At 64.7% G+C, this 14,345-nt stretch carries 15 protein-coding genes; 9 read left to right on the top strand and 6 right to left on the bottom strand.

The genetic code is table 11. The annotated features are described in order from the left end of the window. Positions 1-65: 65 nt before the first annotated feature. Together LQG66_RS24090 and LQG66_RS24085 are read right to left on the bottom strand one after the other, a co-directional pair. Positions 66-878 (bottom strand): ABC transporter permease, encoded by an 813-nt coding sequence (locus LQG66_RS24090; protein ID WP_231318152.1) that lies wholly within the window; start codon positions 876-878, stop codon positions 66-68. Next, positions 875-1,666 (bottom strand): ABC transporter ATP-binding protein, encoded by a 792-nt coding sequence (locus LQG66_RS24085; protein WP_231318151.1) that lies wholly within the window; start codon positions 1,664-1,666, stop codon positions 875-877. The genes LQG66_RS24090 and LQG66_RS24085 overlap by 4 nt, the downstream gene beginning before the upstream one ends. Positions 1,667-1,765: 99 nt before the next feature. Here LQG66_RS24085 and LQG66_RS24080 point away from each other — a divergent pair, with 99 nt between their 5' ends. Continuing rightward, complete coding sequence (locus LQG66_RS24080) at positions 1,766-3,115, top strand: ActS/PrrB/RegB family redox-sensitive histidine kinase (protein ID WP_231318150.1); 1,350 nt, start codon at positions 1,766-1,768, stop codon at positions 3,113-3,115. Between the two features lie 163 nt (positions 3,116-3,278). Then, positions 3,279-3,833: an ActR/PrrA/RegA family redox response regulator transcription factor gene (locus LQG66_RS24075; RefSeq protein WP_305879301.1), complete on the top strand. Its 555-nt coding sequence runs from the start codon at positions 3,279-3,281 to the stop codon at positions 3,831-3,833. A gap of 21 nt (positions 3,834-3,854) precedes the next feature. Here LQG66_RS24075 and LQG66_RS24070 read toward each other — a convergent pair whose 3' ends face one another. The 3 genes from LQG66_RS24070 to LQG66_RS24060 form a co-directional block, all read right to left on the bottom strand. Further along, on the bottom strand, positions 3,855-4,220 hold the full coding sequence (locus tag LQG66_RS24070) for a hypothetical protein (protein WP_231318148.1): 366 nt from the start codon (positions 4,218-4,220) through the stop codon (positions 3,855-3,857). A 287-nt stretch (positions 4,221-4,507) separates the two neighbouring features. Further along, positions 4,508-4,804 (bottom strand): hypothetical protein, encoded by a 297-nt coding sequence (locus LQG66_RS24065; RefSeq protein ID WP_231318147.1) that lies wholly within the window; start codon positions 4,802-4,804, stop codon positions 4,508-4,510. Beyond that, on the bottom strand, positions 4,797-5,066 hold the full coding sequence (locus tag LQG66_RS24060) for a hypothetical protein (protein WP_231318146.1): 270 nt from the start codon (positions 5,064-5,066) through the stop codon (positions 4,797-4,799). The genes LQG66_RS24065 and LQG66_RS24060 overlap by 8 nt, the downstream gene beginning before the upstream one ends. Before the next feature lie 532 nt (positions 5,067-5,598). Between LQG66_RS24060 and LQG66_RS24055 the strand changes: the two genes are divergently transcribed. From LQG66_RS24055 to LQG66_RS24030, 6 genes are all read left to right on the top strand, one after another. After that, positions 5,599-5,736: a hypothetical protein gene (locus LQG66_RS24055; RefSeq protein WP_231318145.1), complete on the top strand. Its 138-nt coding sequence runs from the start codon at positions 5,599-5,601 to the stop codon at positions 5,734-5,736. A gap of 654 nt (positions 5,737-6,390) precedes the next feature. After that, positions 6,391-7,164: a class I mannose-6-phosphate isomerase gene (locus LQG66_RS24050; protein ID WP_231318144.1), complete on the top strand. Its 774-nt coding sequence runs from the start codon at positions 6,391-6,393 to the stop codon at positions 7,162-7,164. Next, positions 7,161-9,452, top strand: coding sequence for a glycosyltransferase family 4 protein (locus LQG66_RS24045; protein WP_231318143.1), 2,292 nt, complete (start codon positions 7,161-7,163; stop codon positions 9,450-9,452). The genes LQG66_RS24050 and LQG66_RS24045 overlap by 4 nt, the downstream gene beginning before the upstream one ends. Before the next feature lie 35 nt (positions 9,453-9,487). Continuing rightward, the gene (locus LQG66_RS24040; RefSeq protein ID WP_231318142.1) at positions 9,488-10,780 is read left to right on the top strand and encodes a glycoside hydrolase family 130 protein; all 1,293 of its coding nucleotides are present in this window, start codon (positions 9,488-9,490) and stop codon (positions 10,778-10,780) included. Between the two features lie 48 nt (positions 10,781-10,828). Further along, positions 10,829-11,071: a hypothetical protein gene (locus LQG66_RS24035; protein WP_231318141.1), complete on the top strand. Its 243-nt coding sequence runs from the start codon at positions 10,829-10,831 to the stop codon at positions 11,069-11,071. 365 nt (positions 11,072-11,436) lie between these two features. Then, entirely contained in the window at positions 11,437-11,697 is a 261-nt protein-coding gene (locus tag LQG66_RS24030) for a DUF1488 family protein (protein WP_231327913.1), read from the top strand. 180 nt (positions 11,698-11,877) lie between these two features. Here LQG66_RS24030 and LQG66_RS24025 read toward each other — a convergent pair whose 3' ends face one another. Next, entirely contained in the window at positions 11,878-12,357 is a 480-nt protein-coding gene (locus tag LQG66_RS24025; protein WP_231318140.1) for an MmcB family DNA repair protein, read from the bottom strand. A gap of 128 nt (positions 12,358-12,485) precedes the next feature. Here LQG66_RS24025 and LQG66_RS24020 point away from each other — a divergent pair, with 128 nt between their 5' ends. Then, positions 12,486-14,192, top strand: a complete 1,707-nt coding sequence (locus tag LQG66_RS24020; protein ID WP_231318139.1) for an alpha-amylase family protein — start codon at positions 12,486-12,488, stop codon at positions 14,190-14,192. Positions 14,193-14,345 lie beyond the last annotated feature (153 nt).

Below are 14,345 nucleotides of genomic sequence, written 5' to 3'. Positions count from 1 at the left end.
CGGTGTTGTACGAGTCAAGGCCGTAAAGCTGCGGAATCAGCCCGAAAATTCACGGGAAAAACGGATTATTCGCCGGACGACAGCAATGAGCCGGCGCGGCGCGCGCTGCGTAAGAGGGCAATGAATGCCGCAAACGACGCCAGCAGCAGGGCGACATTGAGCCCAAGCGCGGTCAGCATCAGGTCCGACCGGAAGACGTGATCGCTCAGCAGCGCGCGCATGCCCTCGAACACGTAAGTCGGCGGCAGCGACCAGGCGACCAGCTGCAGCCAATGCGGCAGCACCTGAACGGGATAGTACACGCAGGCCAGCGGCATCAGCGCGAACATCAGGGTCCAGACGATGCTCTCGGCGCCGAGCCCGTTGCGCAGCACCAGGCCAGACACGAAGATGCCGACCGCCCAGGAGGTGAAGATCAGGTTGCAGAAGAAGGCGATCAGCGGCAGGCCGAGGCTGTAGAAGTTGAAATCGAAGAACCAGACCGCGATCAGCGTCATCGGAATGATGCCGATCGCGAGCCGGATCACGCTCATCGTCATCAGCGCCAGCAGGAATTCCAGCGGCGTGAGCGGGCTCATCATCAGGTTGCCGATGTTGCGCGCCCACATCTCCTCGAGGAAGGAGATCGAGAAGCCGAGCTGGCCGCGGAACAGGATGTCCCACAGGATGACCGCGCCGATGAGCGTGCCCCCGGCACGGGCAAAGAAGCCGGCATTGCTGGTGATGTAGGTCTGCAGGAAGCCCCAGGTGATGATCTGCAGGGTCGGCCAGTACATCAGCTCGAGGAGCCGCGGCCAGGACGACAGCAACAGATACCAATAGCGCAGGACCATCGCGCCGATCCGGTGCGGGGCGATGCGCAAGGACAGATCGTTCATTCCACGGCCTCCCGGTCCCTGCCGCGGGCGACGTCCAGGAACACCTCCTCCAGCGTCGTGCGGTTGTAGCGCGCCATGATCTGCGCCGGGCTGTCATCGTCCTCGATGCGGCCGCGCTTCATGATGATGACACGGTCGCACAGCCGTTCGACCTCGAGCATGTTGTGCGAGGCGAGCAGGATGGTGGCGCCGCGGCGCTCGCGGTAGCGCTCGAGATGGCCGCGCACCCAGTCGGCGGTGTCGGGATCGAGCGAGGCCGTCGGCTCGTCCAGCAGCAACAGCTCGGGATCATTGATCAGCGCCTTGGCCAGCGCCACGCGCGTCTTCTGCCCGGCAGAGAGCTTGCCGTTGGCGCGATCGAGGAAGTCGGTCAGGTCGAGCTGCGAAGCGAGCTCGGCGATCCGCTCCTTGAGATGATCCACCGCATAGAGCTGGCCGAAGATGGTGAGGTTCTGCCGCACCGTGAGCCGCATCGGCATGTCGACATAGGGGCTCTCGAAATTCATCCGCCCCAGCACGGCGGCGCTCTCATCCGGCATCCTGCGGCCGAGCACCTCGACCGTGCCGGACGTCGGCTGCACCAGCCCCATGATCATCGCGATCGTGGTGGTCTTGCCGGCACCGTTGCCGCCGAGCAGCCCGGTGATGCTGCCGCGACGGATCGTGAAGGAGATGCCGTCGACCGCGGGCACAGCCTTGTAGATCTTGGTCAGGCGCGCGACGGCGATCGCAGGCGAAGCGGCCTTTCGATCCGGCGATGGGGTCAGAACTGCGTCATCTTGCGTCATCGGGCTGGTTCATTGAGGCATTGCGTCGCAAATCGCAACAGGTCACGACCGGTGCAGCCAGATTTGTCGCGGCGTGTTCGCGGCATTAAGTTCCGAGCCATGACCGACACATTGATCACCGACACGCCCGATACGGACTATCGCCATCCGCGCCAGCGTGTCCGGCTCGACACCATCCTGCGGCTGCGCTGGCTGGCGGCGCTGGGCCAGCTGAGCGCCATCTTCATCGTCGTGCAGGGACTGGAGTTCGACCTGCCGGTCGTGCCCTGCCTCGCCGTCATCAGCGTGTCGGCGCTGCTCAATCTCGGCCTGCAGATCGCCTTCAACCCGATGCAGCTCTTGGAGCCGGCCCACGCCGGCGGCCTGCTCGCGCTCAACATCATCGAGCTGACGGTGCTGCTCTATCTCACCGGCGGGCTGGAGAACCCGTTCTCCTACATGTTCCTGGCGCCGGTGCTGATCTCCGCGACCGCCCTGCCCTTGCGCTTCACCGTTACGCTCGGACTGCTCGCCGTGGCCTGTGCCACCGCGCTGTTCTTCATGCATCTGCCGCTGCCGTGGGAGGGCGAGGAGCCGCTGGTCTTTCCGCCGATCTATCTGTTCGGGGTCTGGCTCTCGATCGCGCTCGCGATCGGCGTGACCAGCCTCTACGCGTTTCAGGTCACCGAGGAGGCGCGCAAGCTCTCCGACGCGCTGGCGGCCACCGAGCTGGTGCTGGCGCGCGAGCAGCATCTCACCCAGCTCGACGGGCTCGCGGCCGCAGCCGCGCATGAGCTCGGCACGCCGCTCGCGACCATCGTCCTGATCTCGCGCGAGCTTGAGAAGGCGCTGCAGGACAACAGCCAGGTGACATCGGACATCAAGACCCTGCGCGAGCAGGCGCAGCGCTGTCGCGACATTCTCGGCAAGATCACGCAGCTGTCCTCGACCGGATCGATGTTCGACCGCATGAAGCTGTCGACGCTGATCGAGGAGACCGTCGCGCCGCACCGCGATTTCGGCGTCGACATCAAGGTGCGGGTCGCGGTCACCGCGGCCAAGGAGCCGGTCGGCACCCGCAATCCCGCGATCCTCTATGGCGTCGGCAACATCCTGGAGAATGCGGTCGACTTCGCGCGCAATGCCGTCGAGGTGAACGCCTGGTGGAACAACGAGACGGTCGAGATCGTGGTCTCCGACGACGGCCCGGGCTTTGCGCCCGACATCCTCAAGCGGATCGGCGAGCCCTATCTGTCACGGCGACGCAGCGCCGAGGATGCCCAAGGAGGGAACCAGGGCGGCGGCCTGGGGCTTGGCGTCTTCATCGCCCGCACCTTGCTGGAGCGGACCGGCGCCAAGGTCTCGTTTACCAACCGTGCCTTTCCCGACCATGGCGCCGTCGTTCAGATCGCCTGGCCGCGGCGGCGTTTTGAAGCAAGTGAGGACAGCGACGAGGCTGAGCCGGAATAATCGACGAGCGATCGCTGGTATACGGAACCGCGTCAGGCCTGCGCGGCGTCACGCCGCAGACTGCGGCAACCCGCGATCTTGGCAGCGGCCGGTTGGCAGACCATATGATGTGAGGATCGATCGTCTCGCAACCATCGAGCCTTCTTCTCCTGAGGATATGACCGTGGGCGCCATCGCCGAACTGACGAACCATCCGGACCGCTCTCTTCTGATCGTCGAGGACGACAAGCCGTTCCTGGAGCGGCTGTCACGCGCCATGGAAACGCGCGGCTTTACCGTCACCTCCTGCGAAAGCGTGGCCGAGGGCATCTCGCAGATCGGCAAGGCTGCACCAGCCTTCGCCGTGGTCGACCTCCGGCTCGGCGACGGTAACGGCCTGGACGTGGTGTCGGCGCTGAAGCGCAAGCGCCCCGAGGCCCGCGCCATCGTACTGACCGGGTACGGCAACATCGCTACCGCCGTCACGGCGGTGAAGATGGGCGCCGTCGACTATCTTGCGAAGCCCGCGGACGCCGACGACGTGGTCGCAGCACTGCTGGCGACCACCAGCGAGAAGTCCGAGCTGCCGCAGAACCCGATGTCGGCCGACCGCGTGCGCTGGGAGCACATCCAGCGCATCTATGAGATGTGCAACCGCAACGTCTCGGAGACCGCGCGCAGGCTCAACATGCATCGGCGGACCCTGCAGCGCATCCTCGCCAAGCGCGCGCCAAAATAGCACGGCCGGGTCGAGCGCAGCTCAGTGCGACTTCACGAACGCCTGCAGTGCGTGGAATACCGTGCGTCGCTGGTTGCGACTGCACCAGTTGCGCATCCAGCTGTCCATCTCGGTGAGGTCGAGCTTGATCTGCATGCCCTCATCGCCGCGCGCGGCGTTGACAGCCGAGACGTAGCCCATCATCCATTGCTGATATTTGGAGATCGCGTTGACATAGGGCCCATCGGGATTGCCGATCGCCTTGTAGGTGCCGGGCGGCTGCTCCTCGGCCGCAGCGATGAACCGCTCGCAGGAATCAGCGCCCACACCCAGGACGTAGAACGCCATCTCTTCCGCGCGGACTCCGGTCGCGAAGAGCAGTGTCACCGCCAAGACCACCCATCGCATCTGTCGTCCCTGTCTGCACCCCTGAGCTGGATACCGTTCAAGCCTTAAGACGTTGCGGCATGTTGCGCCCCATGCGGGGCAATTGTCAGGCAAAGCCAGGAAAATAGGCCGGGACAGGAGACGGTCCGGCAGCTGTCGCGCGAAAGCAACAGTCCGGGATCGCGCGCCGGCCCATCCAGGCCTGCGGCGGGGCGTGGGACGAGCCATCCGCCCACGCTTCGAGACGGGCCGGAGCCGGTCACACGCAGCGCATGGCGCGACATGCGCCACGACGCCCCATATCGCGGTCAGCCCTCGCCGCTCAGACGAGAGAAGTCGGCCAGAACCGCGGCGATCAGCTCCCGGTGCCTGGTATCCTGTTCCGAGAGGCTTGCGGCGTAGATATTGAGGAGGTAGCGGGCCTTTGCCGCCGCTTCCGGCCACGAGTCAGCCGCGTTCGCGAGCAGGTGCGCCTCGAGAACGGCCTGCCGCTCGCGCAGCTCCCGCGCATGACTTTCGGCTTCTGCCAGCGCACGGCGAAGGTCCACGGCCTTCTTCTCGCTCATGCCGCGGTGACTGTCGAGATCGAGCGGCTCGTCAGTCATCCGATGCACTCGCGTCGACGCGCTGCGCATCGGCAAGATCGACCGAGCTGACGGACACCATCTCCAAAGCAGCGCCGCGCGAACCCGCGACGGGCACAATGATCATTGTCGCAACCCGGCGGTAGGCGGCAAAGGACAATCCCTCGATCATCTCGTCGTCAGTGACCACCTCATAGGTACCTTCGGGCAAGAGGTGTTCAATGCTCCTGATGCGGAACGGATGTTTGAAGGTCACGAATTCGCGCTGCGAGCGGATGCTCATCCGCGCCTACCTTTCACACGAACTCCGCCGACGTTACCTCGAAGCCCCGCCAAGCATGCGCCTTGCGGCCGGCAATAGCCACCGCTTTCTCATCAGCTACGACGTGAAGAACGGCCGTGCTGCATCCGACGGGGTCGCCGTGCTTTGGTGCTCGCTATTGCATGAGCCCGGGTGTACGGTTGCTGATCACCGCAATTCCAATGGCATTCACCGGTGACTGAGGGTCATGAGCGCTCCCGCCGCAACAGATGCGAGGAGCCTCTTAATGGCGCAGCCTCTAATGGCGCAGTTTCGTTTGAGCGAGTGGATCGTTCCACCCGTCATTGTTCCGCTCCTGCTGATCGTCCTCGTGCTCGCAACTGCCGCACTTCATTCGTAGGCCAGGCCACCGCGAAACCCTGTCGGCAGACGGGGACGACGGCCACCCGGCCGATGCGCCTCGAGGGCAGCGAGGACAGATGCGCCGCACATCGGCGTGGATGTCTTCGTCCGACGAATTGAACCAGCTTGAAACACAGCCAAGGAGATCGACATGGCCAAAGGTCAGCAAAAAGGCAATCGCGAAACCAAGAAGCCCAAAAAAGAGAAGCCCAAGAGCATCGCCGCAGCGCCGAGCCAAAAGGCCGGAGGATGGCAGCCGGATTTCTCCACCGACAAGAAGAAGCGGTAGGGCGTACGCCACGTCCTCACAATTCTCGATGATCCTCGCCGCACGCAACGAGACGGCGACGCTGTCGCATGGGCAATCGACGTCGATCCGGCGCGCGGGGTGCGCCGACATTTGCGCGCAGCGAGCGGCTTCCGCATCGTTGGTCGCGCCGAACTCTGGCTTGAAAACCGCCGCTCCGCACGTGAACCGAAAGCCGTCGCCGCAAACCGGCGATCCCGGCAGCAATCGCCGGTTCGGCCACGATCACGAGAGCGGTCACGCAGTGACCCGGCAGGCACTGTTTTGGCCCTATCGATCGTACGCAGCACGCAGCTGTTTGCCATGGGCAGCCCGCATATCCGCATGACCGACGACATCATCGTCTTCCGCAAAGCGGCGTGTCCGACAACGCGACGACTTGGAACGCGACGACTTGGCCAGACACATCGTAACCGACGACAACGAGCAGCGGCACGCCGCTCCGGCATGCGCGTGACCCCGTGAGGACAATTCATGACCATCGAACACGCGCAGGTGCGGGCAGTGCGCAAGCCCTGGGGCACCAGCGATCTCCAGCCGTGGAGCGACATCAGCGGCGCCGTCGACGCCGTGGGAGAGCTGTGGTTCGAACGCGCCGACGAGCTCGGCCCTGTACCTGCTCTGTTGATCAAGTTGTTGTTCACCAGCGCGCCGCTGTCGATCCAGGTCCACCCGGACGACACCTTCGCGCGCGCGATGGGCTTGCCAAACGGCAAGAGCGAAGCATGGTACATCCTCTCGGCGAAACCGGGTGCACAGATCGGAATTGGTTTGACGCACCGGGTCACGCCGCAGCAATTGCGAACATCGATCACGGACGGCTCGATCGTCGAACTGGTCCAATGGCGTCCGGTTGCGAGGGGCGACGTCGTCTTCATTCCGGCCGGGACCATCCATGCTCTCAGCGCCGGGATCGTGCTTGCCGAAATCCAGCAGCGCAGCGATACGACGTTCCGTCTGTTCGACTATGACAGAGCGCGTGACCTGGATATCGACAGCGGCATAGCCGTTGCCAATGCGTGGCCGCTGCGACCTCAAGGCAATCCGACCCGCCTCACGGATGAAAGGGTGGCGCTGATCGCCAGCCGGCATTTCGTACTCGAACGCATCGACCTGCCGCCGGCCTCGAGTTGGGCGTTGTTGGCGGAGGCGGAGACCTGGATTCTCGTTCTCGACGGTCACGCAGCGATCGGGCTCTCCATGGTATCAATCGGGCAGGCCCTCTTCGTCGCCGGCGGCCGCAACAGCATCGAGGTCGGAGCCGATGGGCTGACAGTCCTGGTTGCGTATCCGGCGGCCCGCCCGGTTGCGGCACTGCTGCAGCGGCTCGGGGGCCGCTCCGTTGAAATCATCGAACCAGCGGTGCCCAATGCCGCGACATCCGCGGCTCTTTCGGAGGCACGGACATGACGCCTTCCCGCAGGATTGCGCTGATCGGCAATTCGTTGCCCCGCCGCTGCGGCATCGCGACGTTCACGACCGACCTGCACCGCGCGATCTCGAACTCGATACAACATCCGCAGGCCAGCATCGTGGCGATGACCGACCGCGATCAGGCCCATGACTATCCCGCCTCGGTCGTCCTGCAGATCGAGGACGACAATCTCCAGGACTATGCGCGCGCCGCTGCCGTCCTCAACGCTGGTCGCTTCGACGTAGTCTGCCTGCAGCACGAATTCGGGATCTTCGGCGGCGACGCCGGCGCCTACATCCTGGAACTATTGACCCGTCTGACCATGCCGGTCGTCACGACACTGCACACGGTGCTGGCGAAACCCAGCGCGATCCAGCGCGTGGTGACCGAGCGTGTCGTGGAGGCGTCTGCGAGAGTCGTCGTGATGGCCGAGAAGGGTCGCGAGCTGCTCCATGGCGTCTATCGCGTGCCGCCGGAGAAGATCGAGGTCATTGCCCATGGCATTCCTGACTTTCCCTTGGCCGCATCGGACGGGGCGAAGGCAAGGCTGGGGTTCAGCGGCCGCTCGGTTATTCTGACATTCGGCCTGTTGTCACCCAGCAAAGGCATCGAGGTCATGATCGATGCGGTCCCGTCGATCCTGAAGCGACAGCCGGACGCGGTCTATGTCGTGCTCGGCGCGACGCATCCGAATTTGGTCCGCAATGAAGGCGAAGCCTATCGCGAGCGGCTGATGGCACGCGTGCGCGAGCTCGGCGTCGAGAACCACGTCGTGTTCCTCGACCAATTCGTCGATCAGGCCACGCTGCTCGAGTTCATTTCGATGTGCGACGTCTACGTCACGCCCTATCTTAACGAAGCGCAGATGACGTCGGGGACACTCGCCTACAGCTTCGGCCTCGGCAAACCGGTCGTCTCGACCCCGTATTGGCACGCGCGCGAGCTGCTGGCCGAGGGACGCGGCGTTCTCGTTCCCTTTGGCGATGCGGCGAGGATCGGCACTGAAATCGCTGATTTGCTGACCGACGACCGGCGTCGACAGGCGATGTGCGAGCGCGCCTATGCCGCAAGCCGGTCGATGACGTGGCAACGCACCGCCGAGCGCTACACCACCGTGTTCGAGCATGTGCGGCAGGGTCACCGGCTCAAGCTGATCGCGCAGACCGCGCCCGATGTGATCGCGCCGCTCTGTCCGGCCCCGCCGCCTCCCGACATGCGATTGGAGCATTTCCTGTCGATGTGCGACGACACCGGCCTGTTTCAGCACGCCGTCCATTCGGTACCCGATCGCGCGCACGGCTATTGCGTGGACGACAATGCCCGCGCCTTGCTGTTGGCCTGCGCTCTCAACGGACCGGGCGAGAAGTCCATGCCGGACGGGCTGATTGCGCGCTTTGCCGCCTTCGTGCAGCACGCCTGGAATCCCGACGCGGGGCGGTTTCGCAACTTCATGGGCTTCGATCGGACCTGGCTCGAATCCAGCGGTTCGGAGGACAGTCATGGCCGGACCTTGTGGGCACTGGGCGAGTGCGCGCGCAGCGACGCCAGCCCTTCGCGGCGCCGCTGGGCGCGCGCCCTGTTCGCGCAGGCATTGCCGGCCGCGGCAGGCTTTCGTTCCCCCCGCGCTTCGGCCTTCACGCTGCTCGGGCTCGACGGCTATTGCACGGCGGTCCCCGATGATCATCGCGCGCTGGATATCCGCCGGGCGCTTGCCGAGCAGCTGCTGTCGGGCCTGGTGGCGGTCGAAACGCCGGACTGGCAGTGGTTCGAGGACGGCCTCGCCTACGACAATGCGCGCCTGCCCCAGGCCTTGCTCGTCACGGGCTTGGCGATGCAGACATCCGTCCACATCGACGCGGGGCTGAGATCCCTGCGCTGGCTGATGACACAGCAGACCGCGCCGGCGGGCCATTTCCGTCCCGTCGGCACCGACGGCTTCGGTGAGCTGCGGAAACCGCCCCACGGCTTCGACCAACAGCCGCTGGAGGCTGCTGCGACCATTGCGGCCTGCCTGACCGCCTACCGCGCAGACAAAGATGCCGGATGGAAGACAGCAGCAACGGTCGCGTTCTCGTGGTTTCTCGGCAGCAACGATCTGTCGGTCGCGCTCGCCGATTCCGAGACCGGCTGTTGCCGCGATGGACTGCACGTCGATCGCGCCAACGAGAATTGCGGCGGCGAGTCGGTCGTGTCGTATCTGCTGGCGCTGGCCGAGATCCGTCAGCTGGCACGCGCCGACGTCAACCCGACCAATCCCGTGACTCTTCGCGCCATCGGCGCCTGACCCAGCATTCGCCGCGCCAAACAAGGGGCACCTCGTTGCACGTCACCTTTCTCAATCGGCAGGCGCTCCATCTGCGCCCGGATCCCGCCCGCGTGATCGTACGCCCGTTCAGGCCGGCGACCGAACCGCGCGATCTCAACCCGACCGACAAGACGCGCGCCAATCACATCGTCGAGCGTGTTCTCCGGCTGGATCCGGCGGCGGCAGCAAGGCAGCTGGCGGACGTGCTGGAGAATTTCCAGGGCCGGCACCGCAACCTGCTGGAAGCATTCGAGCTCCGTGCCGATGAAATGGAAGACGCCCTCGCGGCGCACTGCACATTCTCCGGCGTGCAGCGCCAGCTCATCGGCGCCTATTTCATGCATGAGTATTCCTTCGAAGCATCTGCACTGTTCAATCCCAGCATCGTCCCGCATCCTGATCAGTCGGGGACGCCGGCCGGCGGCCTGCGCTTCATCCTCAGCCTCCGCGCCGTCGGCGAAGGACATATCTCGTCGCTGACGTTTCGTGCCGGCACCGCCGCGGCCGACGGCAGCATCGCCATCGAGCCGACCGCCCGGCTCGCATCGACGCCGCGGCTCGGGAATCGTGTCCCCGGCCCGATCGGTGACGACGTCGAGGTCGTCTTCGATCCGGTCCAGGACATCAGCGAGCGCGTGATCTTTCCGGTGACGGAGTCGCAGTCGCACGGCATCGAGGACGCCCGCTTCGTCGCATTCCGAGACGGCGCGCGGACCACCTACTACGCGACCTATACCGCCTACAAGGGCACGGCGATCCGATCGGAGCTGATCGAGACCAGCGACTTCCTGTCGTTTCGAATGTCGCCGCTGCAGGGCACAGCCACGCGCAACAAGGGCATGGCGCTGTTTCCGCACCGGATCGACGGCAGGTTCGCCATGATTGCACGCCAAGACAACGAGAACCTGCATCTCGTCTACTCGGAGGACCTTTACAGATGGGACGGTGGGCAGGCGATCATGAAGCCGCAATTCCCCTGGGAGTTCGTCCAGATCGGCAATTGCGGGTCTCCGATCGAACTGGACGAAGGCTGGCTGCTACTCACGCACGGCGTCGGCCCGGTCCGCAAATATTCGATCGGCGCCGTTCTGCTCGACAAGCAGGATCCGTCCAAGGTGCTGGCGAGGTCGAGCGAGCCGCTGTTGCAGCCGGAACCGGCCGAGCGCGAGGGATACGTTCCGAACGTGGTCTACACTTGCGGGGCGATGCGGCACAACGAACAGCTCATCCTGCCCTACGCGGTGTCCGACAGCTTTTCGAACTTTGCGACGCTGAAGATTTCAGCGCTGCTGCAAGCCCTGTCTTGACCCTCGAACCACCCGCGCCCGTTCAAAACAAAGCCCGAAGGACAGAAAATGGCTCGCGAGACGATCTATTTCGTTCAGGCGTTCAGCGCCGGCCGGGGAGGACGCCCGAAGGCCGACGCTCCGATCGCCTGCAAGACAGAAGCAAGCGCGCTCCGCACAGCGGAACGGCTGGCGCCGAGCAAAGCGGGCGTCATGGCCTTCTCGTCCTCGGGTGATCCCGACATGGGCGACTACGACGACGAGCCGACCATCTTCTTCCGCCACGGCGAGCTGCCATCGGCTTTCGACTGAGATCAGCAGTTCTGTCGTGCCGGCGGCTGCCGCAACACAACGCCGCGTGGACGGCGGCCAGCCTGTGAACGGCGCCATTCGGCCTGGGCCGGCGCCTTGGCGGCCGACGAGACCGCTGCACTTATTCAGGGGGCTTGGAGCGAACGGGCTTGCAATCCTTTGTGGCGTAGCCAAGTTGAGTTTGGTGCAGTTCGACCGTTTCGACACCATTACCCTGAGCGACCACTCGATACGGACGATAACACCGGCGCGGCCTGCTGCAGTGCGCGTCACGGGTTGGATCAATACGAGCCATCATCATCCGACACGTAGCGATGGTCCCGCAGGGGTGGCGTGCATCTCGACAACCTGATCGGTCCCAGCACATGATTGAGTTTCCAAACTTCAGCCGTTCCTATGACCGAACGCGGCGTGCCGTGCGATTCTGGGGATACGACAGCGCGATGGAAGCATCGTTCTTCATCGACGAAGGTGCGCTGAGGCGCATTCAACCCGATGCCCGCCCGGATGAATCCGGCTTTCTGACCGCGTTCGATACCAACCGTGATCGCATCTGCGCCGCCGCTGCCAGGCTCTATGTCCGCGGCAGCCGAGGCTCGTACGATCTCGTCGCAGCCAATTTTTGACATCGACGCCCGCTGATTGACTGACTGGCGAGGCCTGATGGAAGCCTTCGCGGGTGGCGATGCCGAGCGGCGCGCGCCCACGCTGCATCTCTCACGCCGGAAGCCGTGACGTCGCGAAGCGTCTGCCTCTCACCTGCGCAGGGGAAGCCCCGTCTGGTAGAGTGCACCGAAGATCATCAATCAGTCGGCGTGACCCTGCGGGTCGATCAGCCGGTTCATCCGTTGCGCCGCGGCGAGCGCGAAGCGCACGGTCATCAGCTTGCGCGTCGGCGCCGGTAATTTGTGCTCGGGCGCCTCGCAATGCAGATGCGCGCCATAGGCATCCGCCACGATCAGGCCGGTGCTCTCCGGGAACAGCTCGCACGGCAGATCCTGCGTGAAGGCGAAGAACAGCCGGTCGCAATGCGCCCGGTAGTCCTCCCATTTGTGGTCGGCGCGGAGGTCCTCCAGCGACGACTTGATCTCCACGATCCAGATCTCGCCGCGCTCGTTCAGCGCAACCAGATCCGCGCGCCGTCCCGACGGCAGCGGCAGCTCGCTGACCGTGGCGAAGCCGAGCGAGCGCAGGAGGCGCGAGGTTCCGCGTGCGATCGCGAGCGCCGTCTCAGACTGGCGGCGGTCGACGGGAACGAGGCTGATCCTGGCGGCTGACGATTCCATGCCCGCAGCATAGCCGATTCCGGAGCCATCCCAAGCCCCCCGGCCCCCGATCGCGGAACCGGAACCCGGGCGGCGCTCTCCGCTTATCAAGCGGCCGTCGGCCAAGGCGGCGCAACGGAGCGCCGTGCATGATCGATGATCTCTGGTACAAGAATGCCGTGTTCTACTGCCTGTCGGTCGGCACCTACATGGACGCCGACGGCGACGGCATCGGCGACTTCAAGGGACTGACCCGCCGGCTCGATTATCTGCATGGCCTCGGCATCACCGCGATCTGGCTGATGCCGTTCCAGCCATCGCCGCAGCGTGACGACGGCTACGATGTCGCCGACTATTACGGCGTCGATCCGCGCTACGGCACGCTCGGTGATTTCGTCCAGTTCACCCACGGCTGCGAGCAGCGCGGCATCCGCGTTATCATCGACCTCGTCGTCAACCACACCTCCGATCAGCATCCCTGGTTCCAGGAGGCGCGGCGCTCCAAGAGCTCGCGCTATCGCGACTGGTATGTGTGGTCGGACAAGAAGCCGGCGAATGCCAATACCGGCATGGTGTTTCCCGGGGTGCAGAAGTCGACCTGGAGCCGCGACAAGGAGGCCGGCGCCTGGTACTTCCACCGCTTCTACGATTTCCAGCCCGATCTCAACACTTCGAACCCCGAGGTGCAGGCCGAGCTCCTTAAGATCATGGGCTTCTGGATCCAGCTCGGCGTCTCCGGCTTCCGCATGGACGCGGTGCCGTTCGTGATCGCGACCAAGGGCGCGAACGTGAAGAAGCCCGTCGAGCAATACGACATGCTCAGGACCTTCCGCGAATTCCTGCAATGGCGGCAGGGCGAGGCGATCATCCTGGCGGAAGCCAACGTGCTGCCGGAAACCGACATGGCGTATTTCGGCGCCGACGGCGACCTCATGCACATGATGTTCAACTTCCACGTCAACCAGCATCTGTTCTACGCACTCGCCGCGTCCGACACGCGGCCGCTGGCGAAAGCGCTGGTCGCGACCAAGCCACGCCCGGCCTCGGCGCAATGGGGGCTGTTCCTGCGCAATCATGACGAGCTCGATCTCGGGCGGCTGACCAAGGCGCAGCGCCAGACGGTGTTTGATGCCTTCGGCCCGGACAAGAGCATGCAGCTCTACGATCGCGGCATCCGGCGGCGGCTGGCGCCGATGCTGGGCGGCGACCGCCGCCGCATCGAGCTCGCCTACAGCCTGATGTTCACATTGCCCGGCACGCCCGTGATCCGCTACGGCGACGAGCTCGCGATGGGCGACGACCTCGCTTTGCCCGAACGAAATTGCGCGCGCACCGCGATGCAGTGGTCGACCGAGCCGCAGGGAGGCTTCACCAAATGCGAGACGTCGGTCTCGCCCGTGATCGATCACGGTCCCTATGGTTACGACCATGTCAATGCCGCCAAGCAGCGGCGCGATCCGAACTCGATGCTGAACTGGACCGAGCGCATCATCCGCATGCGCAAGGAGGTGCCGGAAATCGGCTGGGGCGATTTCACGGTGATCGCGACCAGGGATCCGGCCGTGCTGATCATGCGCTACGACTGGCGCAACAACTCCGTGCTGCTCGTGCACAATCTCGATGAGAAGCCGCGCGAGATCGCGTTCGATGCGGGCCTGCCCGACGATGCCGGAAAGCTGCTGATCAACCTCCTGGCCGAGGATCATAGCCAAGCCGACGATCGCGGCTGTCACACCCTGGTGCTAGAGCCCTATGGCTATCGCTGGTACCGCGTCGGCGGCCTCGATTACCTGCTCCGGCGCAGCGATATCGAGACGGGGAGCCCGGCGAAAAAGATGCGGAAGGCGCGGCGGTGATAACCCAGCAAGTCCCAGCCGCCTATGAGTTGCGTCCAGCTGCTCCTGAGTTGGTCATACTGCCTCCTCAATATCAGCTGTCGTCCCGGCCAAGCCTGCCGTCGCGCAGCGACGGCGGGCGCAGAGCCGGGATCCATAGCCACAGGCGGCCCT

This window comes from Bradyrhizobium ontarionense (assembly GCF_021088345.1).
Classification (GTDB): domain Bacteria; phylum Pseudomonadota; class Alphaproteobacteria; order Rhizobiales; family Xanthobacteraceae; genus Bradyrhizobium; species Bradyrhizobium ontarionense.
This window is presented reverse-complemented; position numbering and strand designations above follow the sequence as displayed.